We start from the raw sequence: 16,107 nt of genomic DNA, 5'->3' as shown, positions 1-16,107 counted from the left end.
AAGATCGCGCGCGAACATTCAACTCAACGCCGTCGCGCTTTAGCGCGCTTGAAGCATCGCGACGCGGAAGCCGAGATAGACGAAGAGCCCGCCGAGCGCGCGGTTGATCCAGCCGATGATTCCGTCAGACCGCCGGAGCCGCAGCGCGGCCTTCGCGGCAAACGCCGCCAGGAACAGCGACCACAAGGTGCCCGTGCAGATGAAGATCAGGCCGAGCGCCAGGAAGGCGAGCGGCTTGTGCGGGGCATCGGCTGCGACGAATTGAGGCAGAAAGGCCAGGAAGAACAGTGCGACCTTGGGATTGAGCGCGTTGGTGAAGACGCCCTGGAGGAAGACCCGCCGAAGCGGCGTGCGTCCGTCCTCGCGCGTCAGGGAACCGGTGAGCACCGGCCGCGACCACAGCATCTGCAATCCTGTCAGCACCAGATAGGCCGCCCCGACCAGTTTTATGACCGAAAACGCGGTGGACGAGGCCATCAAGAGCGCCGAGAGACCGATTGCCGCGCCCGTGACGTGGAATAAGCAACCGCAACTGATGCCGAACGCCGCCGCGGCCCCGCCGCGCCAGCCCAATTGCATGCTGCGGCCGATGACATAAACCGTATCCGGCCCCGGCGTGATGTTGAGAGCCACGCCCGACAGGACGAAGAGCCAGAGTTCGTGAATGCCGAGCATGTCCCTCGCGTCCCTGAACGCCACCCAAGCGGCTTAGTTGGTTCGGTCGCTCGCGTCCACCACCGGATTTGCGTAGCATTTGCAACGAAATTGCAGTGCGGATCATACTTCCGCTTGCCCGCGCGTGCTCTATAAGGATTAGGTTCTGGAAATGCACGGATTCGCGGAAGACCGTCACGCCGGTGGCCGGTGCCCGATCCCTTGGAGCCCGCGAGGATATGGAGAGACGCCTGGCCGCCATCGTCTGCGCCGACGTCGCCGGCTATTCGCGCATGATGGGCGCTGACGAGGCCGGCACCCACGCCGCCTTCAAGGCCCATCGCAGCGCGATCCATCCCATCATCCTCAATCATGGGGGCCGCGTCGTGAAGAACACCGGCGACGGCTTCCTGCTGGAATTCCCCAGCATCGTCGGCGCCACCGAAGCCGCCATCGCGATGCAGATGCTGATGGCGGAGCGCAACGACCACCTGCCCGCCGACCGCGCCATGCAGTTCCGGCTTGGGATCCACATGGGCGACATCATCGTCGACGAGGACGAGGTGTTCGGCGACGACGTCAACATCGCCGTCCGTCTCGAATCGGTGGCGAGCCCCGGCGGGTTCGCGATCTCGGCCAAGGCCTATAGCGAAGCCGGCAAGCATCTCAACGTACCTCTGGCCGATGCCGGCGCACACCGCTTCAAGAATATCATGGAGCCGGTCGGCGTCTTCACCTGGACGCCGGATGGGACGTCCACGCAGGCAAAGCAGACCAGAGAGGTCGCGGCGCTGCCGCAGCAATATCGCACCGCGATCGTCGGCGTGCTGCCCTTTGCCAATTTGAGCGACGCCGGCGACGAATATTTCTCCGACGGCCTCACCGAGGACCTGATCCACGCGCTGGCCCTGCAATCCTTCTATCGCGTCCTCAGCCGCAACTCGACCTTCGCCTTCAAGGGCAGGAACCTTTCGACCCGCCTGATCGCGCGAGAGATCGACGCGACCTACCTGATCCAGGGTTCGGTGCGGCGCGCCGGCAGCAAGATCCGCGTCACGGCCGAGCTGATCGCGCCGGAGACCGGCGAACAGCTCTGGACCGGCCGCTACGACCGCGACATCGGCGACCTCTTCGCCATGCAGGACGAGATCACGACCAACCTGTCGGCTGCGATCGCGACCGAGATTTTTCGCGCGGAAGCCTCGGCTCCGGCGCGCCAGACCAACGACGTGACGGCCTGGGACCGCTTCCTGAAGGGGCTGTCACATTACTACCGGCAGACCAACGAGGACTTCGACACCGCCATCGCGCTGTTCAAGGAGGCGATCTCGCTCGACCCCAAGCTATCAATCGCGCATGCCTATCTCGCGACGATCCAGCTCCAAAGCATCCAGTTCGGCTGGGTCAAGGGCTCGCGCGAGATGTGGGTCGCGGCGATGCATCTGGCCGAGACCAGCGTCCGGCTCGACCCGCGCTCCTCCTTCGCATTCTCGATCCTGTCCTGGGTCCATGCGCAGGACGGGCATTACGAGGCTGCGATGGACGCCGCCAAGCGCGCCGTCGCGCTCAACCCCTACGACATGGGCGCGCGCGGCGTGCTCGGCATCTGTCACTTCGTCATCGGCGAGCATCGCCAGGCGATCGAGCTGTTCTCGATGGCGGCGCAGCGTGGCAACAGCGATCCACGCTACCAATGGGCGGCGCTGAACGCGTTCAGCCATTATATGTTGGGCCAGTATGACGCGACGTTGTCGTGGGCCCGGGAGCAGCTCTACATCAATCCGAACCACATGCAGGCGCTGGCGATCCGAGCCGCGGCGCTGGCGCAGCTCGGACGGGCCGAGGAAGCCACTGAGGCCGCCGATATCCTCATGAGCAACTACCCGACCCTGACGGTCGAGCGGCACTTGAGGAATTTTCACTGGAAACAGGCTTCGGACCTCGCCCATTACCGCGAAGGCCTCCTGAAAGCGGGCGTCCCGCTCGTCAAGCTTAGCCTCGTCCAGAGCGACGTCAAACGCGCCGCCGATTCCTGAAGGGCAAACCGAGACGCGGTGCCGCCGCCACGCGCGCTTCTGTTGACAGGACAATTAATTCGGCCACACTTCGCTACACGTTGTAGTAGTATGGGCTGCCGGTCCAGCGCTTTCGCTTTTTATTAGGACTTTCTGCGCTCAAACGGCGCGTTGCCTCTCCATGATTCGTTGCTTTCAGGATTTTGCGCCATGGTTGAACCCGCAAAGCCGTTCACCCCGCCGATCGAGGTGTCGCCGGACAACCCCTGCCCGTTCCTGCGCGGCCTCGTCGGCGAAGGCTTCGTCAAGGGCGGCACCGTGCCGCTCGGCACGCTGTCGAAGACCATCGGGGCGGCGAGCGGCGAGACGGGTTGGCGGAAGGTCAAGGCGCAGTTCGAGATCTACCAGGTCGCGCTGATCGCGAATGGACTCAGTCCCTGGCGCCTGCTCAAGAGCTGGTGGTCGGGCGCGCAGCTCGATCACCTGCGCAACGGCCCGCTGGACAAGCACGGCGCCGGCTCGCGCATCCTCGATGAGCATGCGCGCGTGCACGAGGGCGAGATCGATCGCCTGGCAAGCTTCGGCCGCGACTATCCCGATCCCTGCGGCGGCGTCGAGCGCGGTCTTAACGAGGCCGAGATCACCACCTATATGCGCGCAAACTTCGAGCGCGCGGACAATAAGCGCTGGTACTATCCGATCCTGATGAAGGGCGAGTGGCCGGTGCTGCTGCGCATCATGGGCAAGGGCAGCGGCAAGAACCGCTACCTCAGCGTCGCCGAAGTCAGAACGCTGTTCGAGAGGCGCAAATTCCCCAGCCGGATCGTGCAGCGGCTGGCCGACCAGCCGGCGCCGTCGCGCGGGCAGCGCGTTCTTCGCGGCTTCGTCAAGGCTGTCGCAGTTCTCGCACTCCTTGTGGTCGCCGCCGTCGTGGCGGTCGCCGAATTCCCCAACCAGGTCCGCGCGATCCTGCCCACCAAATTGCAGGCCGTATTGCCGCCACCGCTGCCCGCGCTGCCTCAAACCAATACGGCCTACTGGCTCGACCAGAACTGGTCACTGGAGGACCGGCACTGGTTCCACCACGTCAGTCAGGGCACCGCGACCTTCCCGGTGCCTTACGCCTGGTTCGTCGCGCTGGAGCAGCCGACCCTCAACCTGTTCTTCCGAAACGGCATGCTGAAGGACAGCGCCTATCTCGAGCGTTTCGGCTTCATCCCGAGCCCGCAGACCATCCACACCGACGAGACCACGCTGCGCCGTTACGGCTATGCCAACACTTACGACGCGGCGCAGCCAGTCGCCTCATCCGGCCTGTGGAAGACGCCGGTCGAGAACGTCGACGGCCTGCCGGTCGGCTTCGCGCGACTGACCGGCGTCGTCGATCCTGCCTCCGGCCGCCGCGAGGACGACAAGATCGGACTCACCTGTGCGGCGTGTCATACCGGGCATATCCGTTACAAGGGCATCGACGTGCGCTTCGACGGTGGGCCAGCGATGACCGACCTGAAGAAGCTGGAGCTCGTGACCGGCCTTTCGATCGTCTACACCTGGAAGCTGCCGACCCGCTTCAAGCGCTTCGCCGATCGCGTGCTCGGCGCCGGCGCCAGCGACGTCGAGCGCAAGGAGCTCAAGCAGAGGCTCGGCGAGGTCGGCCAGTTCCTGCTCGATTGGCAAGGCAAATATGACAAGACGATCGAGGGCAAGAAGCAGAAGGACACCGAAGAAGGTTTCGGCCGGCTCGACGCGCTCAACCGTATCGGCAACCAGGTGTTCTCGCAGGACTTTGCGCTCAGCGGCATCGACGGTTTTGAGAAGAACCTGCATGCCCAGGATGCGCCAGTGAGCTTCCCGCCGATCTGGACCGTGCCGTGGTTCAAATTCGCGCAGTATGACGCCTCGATCGAGCAGCCGCTGATCCGCAATGCCGGTGAAGCCCTCGGCGTCACCGCGCTGCTCAACCTGTCCAACGACTACGCCGCCGACAAGCTGTTCCGCTCCTCCGTCTCGCTCCAGGACCTGGAGTGGATCGAGCATCTGCTGGCCGGCAAGGATACGCTGGCTGAGAAGAAGTTCAGCGGGCTCCAGGCGCCGAAATGGCCATCGCAGCTGTTCGGCGACAGCGCCTGGAAGATCGAGGGCAAGCGCGTCGAGAAGGGCCGCAAGATCTATGCGGAGATGTGCGCCGGATGCCATCTCGGACCGATCAACGACGCGGAGTACCATGACGACAATCCGCAAAAGATGTTCTGGTCCTCGTCGCACTGGGAGGACAGCGGCAGCAGCAAGGTGCTCAATCCCGTTCAGATTCCGGTCAGCGAGATCAAGACCGATCCGGCGCAAGCCGACGTGCTGACGAATCGCACCGTCGAGGTGCCGGGCTTTCTGAACGTGAAGCCGGCGCAGCAGCTCGCCCAGTGGTGGGGATGCAAGGGCCTGACTGACAAGGCCGAGATGCCCTACTCGCTCGCGCTGATGACGGTGGTCGACCTCGTCGCGCGGAAATGGATGAACGAAGCGAAGATGACCGACGAGCAGCAGAAAGCGTGGTGGGGCGCGCGCCAGAATTGCCCCAACCCCGCGTCTCCCCCGCCGCGCTATCGCACGCGCCCGCTGAACGGCATCTGGGCGACGGCGCCTTACCTGCACAACGGCTCCGTGCCCTCGCTCTACTGGCTGCTCAAGCCTGCTGCCGAACGGCCGAAATCATTCTGCTTGGGCGCGCGCGATTTCGACCCCAAGCAGGTGGGCTTTGCCGTCGTCGACGGCGAGAAATGCGCTACGGGCGAAACGCGGTTCATTACGACCTGGCCCGACGGATCGGCGGTCAACGGCAACAGCGTCGGCGGCCACTCCTTCGAGGGAGAACCGGGTGCGCAACGACCGCCGGGCGTGATCGGCCGCGGCTTCCGGGACGACGAAGAGCGCTACGACCTGATCGAGTATCTGAAGACACTGTAGGCGGTTCGTTTGGCCTGGAGGTGCGCTGCCCTCTTAGAGCGGTAGCCCATCTTACTGAATCGTTGGGGATTCCCAAATCAGCGGTTTCCTGATTCAAGCTGTTGGCCGGGACCGGAGGCCGGCGAGCATGGCGAAACCGTTGTCGATGGATCTTCGCGAACGTGTTCTTAGCTGTATTGAGAGCGGCGTTTCAGGCCGGCAGGCTGCTGAGCGATTTGGAGTGAGCCCGGCCAGCGTAAGCCGTTGGCGAACGCGCGAGCGGGAGCAAGGCGATGCTCTGCCAAAGGCTCAAGGCGGTGATCGCAAATCGCACCGGATCGATGCTCACCAGGCGGCGATCATAGCTTTGCTCGAGGCGTCGCCCGATATCACCATTGAGGAATTGCGGCACAGCTTGAGCAAACAAGGCCTATCCTTTGGCTATGGCACGATCCGCCGCTTCTTCGAACGTCACAAGATCACGCGCAAAAAAAGACTGCCCATGCCGCAGAGCAGAACCGTCCGGACGTTTTGAAGGACCGCGAGGCTTGGCGCGAGAGCCAGGACAAGCTCGACCGGGATCGCCTCGTCTTCATTGATGAGACTTGGGCATCGACCAACATGGCGCGAACACACGGCCGCTGCCGGCGCGGTGAACGCCTGCGGGCCAGCATTCCTCACGGTCACTGGAAAACGACAACCTGCGTAGCCGCCCTCACCACGAACGGCATCATCGCTCCATGGGTGCTCGATGGCCCCATCAACCGCGACGCCTTTGAGACCTATGTCGAAAAAGTGCTCGTCCCCGAGCTGCCGGAACACGCCATCGTCATCATGGACAACCTGTCCAGCCACAAAGGACCACGCATACGCAAGATGATCGAGGCGGCCGGCGCCACGCTCCTCTATCTCCCGCCCTACAGCCCCGACCTCAATCCGATTGAGAACGCCTTCGCCAAGCTCAAAGCACACTTGCGAAAGGCCGCCGAACGGACCATCGGCGGCCTTTGGGATGCGATCGGGCGCATCGTCGACACCTACACGCCCGCAGAGTCTAGGAACTACTTCGCCGCCGCCGGCTATTTGCAATCTGATCGGCTAACGCTCTAGCCGAACAGCGGCGTGCCCGGCACGAAGGCATCGAAAGCTGCCCAGAACTGCGCGCGGTAGCGATCCTGCTCCTGGAGGATCTCGTGCTTGGCACCGGCGATCACGAGGTGGGAGCCGGCGCGCAAGTGATAGGCGAACTCCTCGATCGCGGCGGTGGAAACGATGGTGTCATTGGAGGCCGCCAGCATCAGGATCGGCTGGCGGATCTCGGACGGATAGGACATGCCCTTGAAGGTGTGCATCGCGCGGCACGCGGTGTCGGCCCAGGCGATCGTCGGTGAGGCAAGGCCCAGCGTCGGATCCTCCTCGAGGATCGCGGCATTGCGCGCATAGCGCACCGGATCGCTGGTCAGGGGATTGTTGATGAAGGGATCCATGCCGGTGATGCGATCGTTGCCGCCCGGAATGTAGTTGCCGCCCTGCCCGAGCAATCGCAGGGTCTTGAGCAGGGCCCGTGACGGAAACGAGGTGGCGCGGCCCGGCAGGTCGATCATCGGCGCCGACAGTACCATGCGGTCGAACCAGCGCTTGCCCGAATGCGCAATCCTGAGCATCACGGCACCGCCCATGGAATGGGCGAGCGCGAAGAAGGGCGGCGGACAGTCCGGCAGCACCACCTGCTGCACGAAAGTCTCGACGTCGATTTCGAAATCGGAGAAAGAGCGCACATAGCCCTTGCGCGGATCGCGCAGGCGGCGCGAGGAATGACCCTGCCCGCGCCAGTCGATCATTGCGACGGCAAAGCCGCGGTCGCGCAGATCACGCACGGTCTCGAAATATTTTTCGATCTGCTCGCTGCGTCCGGTGAAGACGCAGACCGTGCCCTTACGCCCCGCGGGCGGCGCCCAGCGCGCAAAGCGCAACTCGGCACCGTCGGGCGTCTTGATGGTGCCGCTCACGACGTTTTCGGGAACGGGATTGGCGGGAATCGAGACCAGCGTCATGGGCAGGAAATGCCAGGAATCAAGGGGCGGGAGCGCCGAAAAGGCGCTGCTATCGCCCTCTTGAACGCTGTTTCGACCCACCCATATCATTTTCGTGCAGGCCGCTACCAGTGCTTCGGGAACCCGAGCACGAGGCTGCACACAGACTAAAGCCCGGCCCGATTGGCGGGCGGGTTACCAGATCAGTCGCTCAATGGAGGACTAACCATGCGTTCCTACGACCTTACTCCTTTCTATCGTTCCACAGTCGGCTTCGACCGTCTCTTCAGTCTGCTCGACCAGACGACGTCGGACGGCAGCCCCGGCTATCCCCCCTACAACATCGAGCGCACCGGCGAGAACGCCTACCGCATCACCGTTGCGGTGTCCGGCTTCTCCAAGGACGAGCTTTCCATCGTCGCGAAGGAAAACACGCTGACGATCAAGGGCGAGAAAGTCGCCAACGAGAACAGCAAGTCCGAAGTGCTCTATCGCGGCATCGCCGCACGCGCCTTCGAGCGCGCCTTCCAGCTTGCCGATTTCGTGCAGGTGAAGGATGCCTCGCTCGAGAACGGCCTGCTCCATGTCGACCTCGTGCGCGAGATTCCCGAGGCCAAGAAGCCGCGCCAGATCGCGATCAACACCAGCACGCAGGCCGCGCAGGTGATCGAGGGCGAGAAGGCCGCCGCTTAAAGCGCGCACACCACTTCCAAGTTACGAGAACGCCCCGGTGCCCCGGGGCGTTCTTTTGTTTGCGCTTGCCGTCCTCCCCAGCGTCGTCCCGCATCCAACCCAGGACGCTATGGGTGGAGTGCGCGCCGTCGCGTCCAACGAGCGGCGCGCGCCGATGCGCTCACTCCAGCCCCTGCGCCGCGGGCATCTCGCGCGTCGGCAAAATCGTTGGAGCGGGCTTGGCCTCTCCGACGGTGGGGGCAGCGGACGGCGGCGTCTCGGCGGGCATGGCCTGCACAGCGGCAGCTTGCTGCGTGGTCTGCGCCTGCTGCGCTTGGGCCTGCTGTGGCGCGGGCTCGGGTGCTGCTGGGCTGGCGGCGACCACAGGCGTCTCGCGGCGCGGCGGAGCCGCCTTCGGAATCGCAACGGTGCGGCGTGCGACGTGCGGGATCGGAGCCGGCGGCCGCGGTGCAGTGCTGCGGATCACGGTCGGCGGCGGCAGCGCGCCTCGCGGCCCATAAGAGGCCACCGCACCTTCGTCATAGGCCGGCCCCATGCCGAAACCGGGGCTGAAGGCCGGCACAAAGCGCAGGATCCGCCCGTCACGGGCGTCGATCACGAGCCGGCCGTCGTCGCCACGGCGGTCGATCACCGCGATGGTGTAGACGAGCCCACGCAGGCGCGGGATGCCGAGCGGCGAAAAGCCGTTTTCGCGTAGCACGGCGTAGACCTCGGTTGCCGGCAGCAGCTCCGGCGCAGGGGCGTGCTCATACCCGTAGCCGTAGCCATATCCATAGGCCTGGGGGCGCGGCGGCGGCGCCTCCGGCGGACCATAGGGCCCGTCGAAATCCGAGACGGTGGTGGCGGGCCCGTGCAGCCCACCGTTCGCCAGCACCTGCGCGTCGGCAGCAGATACCGCCAGCACACATGCAGCGGCAGCCACCCATCCTGTGAACAACTTCATGGTCGAAACGCTCCTGTCAGGCCCCCGGACGGCATGCGCTCTTTCGCTTGTTCAGCCATGGCGCGCCTTTCGAAAGGCTGATCCGAAGCTTCCCTCGGGATTCCGACGGCCTCAGGGCCGGATCGCGGCGCGTTTGCCTCAAATCGGGCTGGCCTGAATGCGGGAAAGCGCCTGATTGACACCTTGGGAATCGGGACTTTTGCGTGCTTGTGTGCTAGACAAAAGTTTGGCAAGGTGACAGGTAGGACAGGAAAGCTGTCTCAATTTTGCTTGTGATCCCGGCACAGGGATTGCAACGAAAAGCGGCGCTCTCGAGCGCCAAGAAGATGCAGGCCAAAGCCGTTCTCGGGGACGTGGAACGCCTAGGCCTGAATTTAAGAAAATGCGGCTCGCAACGGACGAGCGGTGGCCCGACAGAAGGGTGCCCGCGGAACGCCCAAGGTGCGCCGAAGATAGCGGTGAGGCAGCTTGCCGCATGGAGAGGACAGGAACAATGAACGGGTCGCAATTCGAGCGCGCAAACATCGTGGCAGAAGAGCTGTCGGCGACGGTCGCCTCGAAAACGACCGATCGCGAGCATACATTCCGTCCGCCCGCCGAAGGTCTGTACGACCTGAGCATGGAGAAGGATTCCTGCGGCGTCGGCTTCATTGCCAACATCAAAGGCAAGAAGTCGCACGAGATCGTCTCGGACGCGCTCAACATCCTCTGCAACCTCGAGCACCGTGGCGCGGTCGGCGCAGACCCGCGAGCCGGCGACGGCGCGGGCATTCTGGTACAGATCCCGCACGCCTTCTTCACCCGCAAGACCAAGGCGCTCGGCTTCACGCTGCCGGCGCCGGGCGAATATGCGATCGGCGCGCTGTTCATGCCGCGCGACACCGCCTGGCGCAACGTCATCAAGAGCATCATCGCCGACCAGATCAAGGCCGAGGGCCTGAAGCTGCTCGGTTGGCGCGACGTGCCGACCGACAATTCTTCGCTGGGTGAGACCGTCAAGCCGACCGAACCCGCCTGCATGCAGGTGTTCATCGGCCGCAACGGCGCCGCCAAGACCGAGGACGAATTCGAGCGCCGGCTCTACATCCTGCGCAAGTCGATCTCGCAGGCAATCTATCAACGTCGGGATCGCGGGCTCGCCGGCTATTACCCCTGCTCGCTGTCCTGCCGCACTGTGATCTACAAGGGCATGTTCCTCGCCGACCAGGTCGGCAAGTACTATCCCGATTTGCAGGAGAAGGACTTCGAGAGCGCGCTCGCACTCGTGCATCAGCGTTTCTCGACCAACACCTTCCCGACCTGGTCGCTGGCGCATCCCTACCGGATGATCGCGCATAACGGCGAGATCAACACGCTGCGCGGCAACGTCAACTGGATGGCGGCGCGTCAGGCTTCCGTGAGCTCCGAGCTCTATGGCAAGGACATCAGCCGGCTCTGGCCGATTTCCTATGAAGGCCAGAGCGACACCGCCTGCTTCGACAACGCGCTCGAATTCCTGGTGCAGGGCGGTTACTCGCTGCCGCACGCGGTCATGATGATGATCCCGGAGGCGTGGGCCGGCAATCCGCTGATGGATGAGAAGCGCCGCGCCTTCTACGAATATCACGCCGCCCTGATGGAGCCGTGGGACGGCCCGGCCGCGATCGCATTCACCGATGGCCGCCAGATCGGCGCCACGCTCGACCGCAACGGATTGCGACCGGCGCGCTACCTCGTGACCAAGGACGACCGCATCGTGATGGCGTCCGAAATGGGCGTGCTCAAGATCCCCGAGGACCAGATCGTCACCAAGTGGCGGCTCCAGCCCGGCAAGATGCTGCTGGTCGACCTCGAACAGGGCCGCCTCATTCCCGACGACGAGATCAAGGCAGAGCTCGCCAAGAGCCATCCCTACAAGGAGTGGCTCGACCGCACCCAGATCGTGCTGGAGGAGCTGCCGAAGGCGCCGACCACCGGCGTGCGCTCGAACCTGTCGCTGCTCGACCGGCAACAGGCGTTCGGCTACAGCCAGGAAGACATCAACATCCTGATGACGCCGATGGCTTCCACCGGCGAGGAAGCCACGGGCTCGATGGGCAACGACACGCCGGTCTCGGCGCTGTCGGCCAAGCCCAAGCCGCTGTTCACCTACTTCAAGCAGAACTTCGCGCAGGTCACCAACCCTCCGATCGACCCGATCCGCGAGGAGTTGGTGATGAGCCTGGTCTCGATCATTGGACCGCGGCCGAACCTGTTCGACCTGCAAGGCCTCGCCACCACCAAGCGCCTCGAAGTGCGCCAGCCGATCCTGACCGACGCGGATCTAGAAAAGATCCGCTCGATCGCCGATCTCGGCGATTCCCACTTCAAGTCGCGCACGCTCGACACCACCTTCCACGCCGGGCTCGGGGCGGCCGGCATGGACCAGGTGCTCGATGAGCTCTGCGCGCGTGCGGAAGCCGCGGTGCGCGAAGGCGTCAACATCATCATCCTGTCCGACCGCATGGTCGGCACCGACCGCGTGCCGATCCCCTCGCTGCTCGCCTGCGCCGCCGTGCATCATCACCTGATCCGCGTCGGCTTGCGTACCTCGGTCGGCCTCGTCGTCGAATCCGGCGAGCCGCGCGAAGTGCATCACTTCGCCTGCCTTGCCGGCTACGGCGCGGAAGCGATCAATCCCTATCTCGCGTTCGAGACCATCATCGCGATGAAGGACCGCCTGCCGGCGGCACTCGACGACTACGAGATCGTCAAGCGCTACATCAAGTCGATCGGCAAGGGCCTTCTCAAGGTGATGTCCAAGATGGGCATCTCGACCTACCAGTCCTATTGCGGCGCGCAGATCTTCGACGCGGTCGGCCTGAAGGCGGACTTCGTCGCAAAGTTCTTCGCCGGCACCCACACCCGCATCGAGGGCGTGGGTCTTGTCGAGATCGCGGAAGAGGCGGTACGCCGCCATGCCGATGCGTTCGGCGACGCGCAGGTCTATAAGTCCGCGCTCGATGTCGGCGGCGAATATGCCTACCGCACCCGCGGCGAGGACCACGCCTGGACGGCCGAGTCGGTGTCGCTGCTCCAGCATGCCGCCCGCGGCAATTCGCAGGATCGCTATCGCGCCTTCGCGAAGATCCTCAACGAGCAGTCCGAGCGTCTTTTGACGCTGCGCGGCCTGTTCCGGATCAAGAGCGCGGAGGAAGAGAAGCGCAAGCCGGTGCCGCTCGACCAGGTCGAGCCGGCCAAGGACATCGTCAGGCGTTTTGCCACGGGTGCGATGAGCTTCGGCTCGATCTCGCGCGAGGCGCACACCACGCTCGCGATCGCCATGAACCGGATCGGCGGCAAGTCGAACACCGGCGAAGGCGGCGAGGAAGCCGATCGCTTCAAGCCGCTGCCGAACGGCGATTCCATGCGCTCGGCGATCAAGCAGGTCGCCTCGGGCCGCTTCGGCGTGACGACGGAATACCTCGTCAACTCCGACATGATGCAGATCAAGATGGCGCAGGGTGCCAAGCCCGGCGAAGGCGGCCAGTTGCCCGGCCACAAGGTCGACGCGACGATCGCCAAGGTCCGGCATTCAACGCCGGGCGTCGGCCTGATCTCGCCGCCGCCGCACCACGACATCTACTCGATCGAGGATCTGGCGCAGCTCATCTATGACCTCAAGAACGTCAATCCGACAGGCGACGTCTCGGTCAAGCTCGTCTCCGAGATCGGCGTCGGCACGGTCGCGGCCGGTGTCGCCAAGGCGCGCGCCGACCATGTCACCATCGCTGGTTTCGAGGGCGGCACCGGCGCTTCGCCGCTGACCTCGATCAAGCATGCAGGCTCGCCCTGGGAGATCGGCCTCGCCGAAACCCACCAGACGCTGGTCCGCGAGCGGCTGCGCAGCCGCATCGCCGTCCAGGTCGACGGCGGCTTCCGTACCGGCCGTGACGTCGTGATCGGCGCGCTGCTCGGCGCGGACGAGTTCGGCTTTGCGACCGCGCCGCTGATCGCGGCCGGCTGCATCATGATGCGCAAGTGCCATCTCAACACCTGCCCGGTCGGCGTCGCCACGCAAGACCCCGTCCTGCGCAAGCGCTTCACCGGCCAGCCCGAGCACGTGATCAACTACTTCTTCTTCGTCGCCGAAGAGGTCCGCGAGATCATGGCAAGCCTCGGCTTCCGCAGCTTCAACGAGATGGTCGGCCAGACCCAGATGCTCGACCAGACCCGTCTGGTCGCGCACTGGAAGGCCAAGGGCCTCGATTTCTCGAAGCTGTTCGTCAAGCAGAAGGAAGAGAAGGGCCAGAAGATTTACCACTCGGAGCGCCAGAACCATCATCTGGAGGCCGTGCTCGACCGTAAGCTGCTCGAGAAGGCGACGCCCGCGCTCGACCGCGGCGCACCCGTGAAGATCGAGGCCGAGATCAACAACACCGACCGTTCCGCCGGCGCGATGCTGTCGGGCGCGGTGGCGAAGATCTACGGCCATGCGGGGCTGCCGCACGACACGATCCATGTCAGCCTCAAGGGCACCGCCGGCCAGGCCTTTGGTGCGTGGCTCGCCCACGGCGTCACTTTCGAGCTCGAGGGTGAAGGCAACGACTATGTCGGCAAGGGCCTGTCGGGCGGCAAGATCATCGTCAAGCCGCCGCACAACGGCGGCATCGTGCCGGAGGAGAGCATCATCGTCGGCAACACCGTGATGTACGGCGCGATCGAGGGCGAATGCTACTTCCGCGGCATCGCCGGCGAACGCTTCGCCGTGCGCAACTCGGGCGCGGTCGCGGTGGTCGAGGGTGCGGGCGATCATTGCTGCGAATACATGACCGGCGGCATCGTGGTCGTGCTCGGCAAGACCGGGCGCAACTTCGCGGCCGGCATGTCCGGCGGCATCGCCTATGTGCTCGACGAGACCGGCGACTTCGACAAGTTGTGCAATCTCAGCATGGTCGAGCTCGAGCCGGTGCTGTCGGAAGAGCTGATCAACGCCGGCACCTACAACCACTCCGGTGACCTCGAGGCGCATGGCCGGGTCGACGTGTTCAAGAACCTGCTCGAATCCGATGTCGAGCGCTTGCACGTTCTGATCTCACGCCATGAAAAGGCGACCGGCTCCAGGCGCGCGATCGAGATCCTCGCGCACTGGAAGGAATGGCTGCCCAAATTCCGCAAGGTGATGCCAGTCGAGTACCGGCGTGCACTGCGCGAAATGCAGGCCAACGCGGACGCCGAGCCGAAAATCGCGATCGGGGCGTAGGTCATCAGAACCCGTCATTGCGAGCGCAGCGAAGCAATCCAGCATCTCTCCTCAGGCGACAGTCTGGATTGCTTCGTCGCCTCGCTCCTCGCAATGACGGTGAGGAAACAACAAACGAATTAAGCGGCAGGGACTACGGGTTTAATGGGCAAGGTCACGGGTTTTCTCGAAATCGAACGGCACGATCGCAAGTACACCCCGGTCGCCGAGCGCTTGAAGCACTTCAAGGAGTTCGTCATTCCGCTCTCCGAGAAGGAGACGCGCGATCAGGCCGCGCGCTGCATGAATTGCGGCATTCCCTATTGCCACGGCACCGGCTCGGTCGCGCCGGGCACGCCAGGCTGCCCGGTCAACAACCAGATCCCCGACTTCAACGACCTCGTCTATCAGGGCAACTGGGAAGAGGCTTCGCGCAACCTGCACTCGACCAACAATTTCCCGGAGTTCACCGGCCGCATCTGCCCTGCGCCGTGCGAAGCTTCCTGCACGCTCAACATCGACGACAACCCCGTTACCATCAAGACCATCGAATGCGCGATCGTCGATCGCGCCTGGGAGAACGGCTGGCTGAAGCCGGAGGTCAATACCGAGAAGACCGGCAAGAAGGTCGCGGTGATCGGCTCGGGTCCGGCGGGGATGGCCTGCGCGCAGCAGCTCGCACGCGCCGGCCACGACGTGCATGTCTACGAGAAGTACGCCAAGGCCGGCGGCCTGCTCCGCTACGGCATTCCCGACTTCAAGATGGAAAAGGGCATCATCGACCGCCGCGTCGCGCAGATGGAGGCGGAGGGCGTCACCTTCCACTACAACAGCCATGTCGGCGCTGATGGCAGCGTCGATCCGCGCCAGATGCTCAACGAGTACGACGCCATCGCGCTGACGGGCGGCGCGGAAGCGCCGCGCGACCTGCCGATCCCCGGCCGCGACCTCGACGGCATCCATTACGCGATGGACTTCCTGCCGCAGCAGAACCGTCGCAACTCCGAGGAGCCCTTGGGCGGCGTCACCGACATTCTCGCCGGCGGCAAGCATGTCGTCGTCATCGGCGGTGGCGACACCGGCAGCGACTGCATCGGCACCTCGTTGCGCCAGGGCGCCAAGACCGTGACCCAGCTCGAGATCATGCCGGCGCCACCCGAGCGCGAGAACAAGGGCCTGACCTGGCCGAACTGGCCGCTCAAGATGCGCACGTCCTCGAGCCAGGCCGAAGGCGCGATCCGCGAATACGCCGTGCTGACGCAGAAGTTTTCCGGCGAGAACGGCAAGGTCAAGAAGCTGCACTGCGTGCGCGTCGACGACAAGTTCAAGCCGATGGCCGGCACCGAGTTCGAGCTCGACGCCGAGCTCGTGCTGCTCGCGATGGGCTTTGTCCACCCCGTGCACGAGGGCCTCTTGAAGCTGCTCTCGGTCGACCTCGACCCGCGCGGCAACGTCAAGGCCAACACGCTCGACTACCAGACCTCGCGCCCGAACGTCTTCTCTGCCGGCGACATGCGCCGCGGCCAGTCGCTGGTGGTGTGGGCGATCCGCGAGGGGCGCCTGTGCGCGCGGTCGATCGACACGTTCCTGATGGGGAAGACGGACCTGCCGCGGTGAGTGAAACTCACT

General features: G+C 64.5%; 9 protein-coding genes. 6 read left to right on the top strand and 3 right to left on the bottom strand.

Annotation, left to right across the window (positions count from 1 at the left end):
* Positions 1–39: 39 nt before the first annotated feature.
* The gene (locus tag QA640_RS07995) at positions 40–675 is read right to left on the bottom strand and encodes a LysE family translocator (protein WP_283040166.1); all 636 of its coding nucleotides are present in this window, start codon (positions 673–675) and stop codon (positions 40–42) included.
* Positions 676–893: 218 nt separating this feature from the next.
* Between QA640_RS07995 and QA640_RS07990 the strand changes: the two genes are divergently transcribed.
* The 3 genes from QA640_RS07990 to QA640_RS07980 all read left to right on the top strand — a co-directional run bounded on the left by QA640_RS07990 (position 894) and on the right by QA640_RS07980 (position 6,719).
* Positions 894–2,690 carry a tetratricopeptide repeat protein gene (locus tag QA640_RS07990; protein ID WP_283040165.1) on the top strand — a complete coding sequence of 599 codons (1,797 nt, stop codon included), beginning with the start codon at positions 894–896 and terminating at the stop codon, positions 2,688–2,690.
* 189 nt (positions 2,691–2,879) lie between these two features.
* Entirely contained in the window at positions 2,880–5,630 is a 2,751-nt protein-coding gene (locus QA640_RS07985) for a di-heme-cytochrome C peroxidase (RefSeq protein WP_283040164.1), read from the top strand.
* 127 nt (positions 5,631–5,757) lie between these two features.
* A protein-coding gene (locus QA640_RS07980) for an IS630 family transposase (protein ID WP_283037252.1) occupies positions 5,758–6,719 on the top strand; the annotation gives its coding sequence in 2 pieces (ribosomal slippage) (positions 5,758–6,094 and positions 6,094–6,719; 963 coding nt in all).
* On the opposite strand, the gene QA640_RS07975 is transcribed toward QA640_RS07980, so the two are convergent.
* The gene (locus QA640_RS07975) at positions 6,716–7,663 is read right to left on the bottom strand and encodes an alpha/beta hydrolase (RefSeq protein WP_283040163.1); all 948 of its coding nucleotides are present in this window, start codon (positions 7,661–7,663) and stop codon (positions 6,716–6,718) included. The genes QA640_RS07980 and QA640_RS07975 overlap by 4 nt on opposite strands.
* 207 nt (positions 7,664–7,870) lie before the next feature.
* Here QA640_RS07975 and QA640_RS07970 point away from each other — a divergent pair, with 207 nt between their 5' ends.
* Entirely contained in the window at positions 7,871–8,335 is a 465-nt protein-coding gene (locus tag QA640_RS07970) for an Hsp20 family protein (RefSeq protein WP_283040162.1), read from the top strand.
* Positions 8,336–8,495: 160 nt separating this feature from the next.
* On the opposite strand, the gene QA640_RS07965 is transcribed toward QA640_RS07970, so the two are convergent.
* The gene (locus QA640_RS07965) at positions 8,496–9,278 is read right to left on the bottom strand and encodes a hypothetical protein (protein WP_283040161.1); all 783 of its coding nucleotides are present in this window, start codon (positions 9,276–9,278) and stop codon (positions 8,496–8,498) included.
* Between the two features lie 493 nt (positions 9,279–9,771).
* Between QA640_RS07965 and gltB the strand changes: the two genes are divergently transcribed.
* Positions 9,772–14,499 (top strand): glutamate synthase large subunit, encoded by a 4,728-nt coding sequence (gene gltB / locus QA640_RS07960; protein ID WP_283040160.1) that lies wholly within the window; start codon positions 9,772–9,774, stop codon positions 14,497–14,499.
* A 144-nt stretch (positions 14,500–14,643) separates the two neighbouring features.
* On the top strand, positions 14,644–16,095 hold the full coding sequence (locus QA640_RS07955) for a glutamate synthase subunit beta (protein ID WP_283040159.1): 1,452 nt from the start codon (positions 14,644–14,646) through the stop codon (positions 16,093–16,095).
* Positions 16,096–16,107 lie beyond the last annotated feature (12 nt).

This window comes from Bradyrhizobium sp. CB82, assembly GCF_029714405.1.
Classification (GTDB): domain Bacteria; phylum Pseudomonadota; class Alphaproteobacteria; order Rhizobiales; family Xanthobacteraceae; genus Bradyrhizobium.
This window is presented reverse-complemented; position numbering and strand designations above follow the sequence as displayed.

Bases quoted from the DNA above. Each gene is read 5' to 3' on its own strand.
- QA640_RS07995 (WP_283040166.1), bottom strand. From the start codon at position 675: ATGCTCGGCATTCACGAACTCTGGCTCTTCGTCCTGTCGGGCGTGGCT.
- QA640_RS07990 (WP_283040165.1), top strand. From the start codon at position 894: ATGGAGAGACGCCTGGCCGCCATCGTCTGCGCCGACGTCGCCGGCTAT.
- QA640_RS07985 (WP_283040164.1), top strand. From the start codon at position 2,880: ATGGTTGAACCCGCAAAGCCGTTCACCCCGCCGATCGAGGTGTCGCCG.
- QA640_RS07975 (WP_283040163.1), bottom strand. From the start codon at position 7,663: ATGACGCTGGTCTCGATTCCCGCCAATCCCGTTCCCGAAAACGTCGTG.
- QA640_RS07970 (WP_283040162.1), top strand. From the start codon at position 7,871: ATGCGTTCCTACGACCTTACTCCTTTCTATCGTTCCACAGTCGGCTTC.
- QA640_RS07965 (WP_283040161.1), bottom strand. From the start codon at position 9,278: ATGAAGTTGTTCACAGGATGGGTGGCTGCCGCTGCATGTGTGCTGGCG.
- gltB (WP_283040160.1), top strand. From the start codon at position 9,772: ATGAACGGGTCGCAATTCGAGCGCGCAAACATCGTGGCAGAAGAGCTG.
- QA640_RS07955 (WP_283040159.1), top strand. From the start codon at position 14,644: ATGGGCAAGGTCACGGGTTTTCTCGAAATCGAACGGCACGATCGCAAG.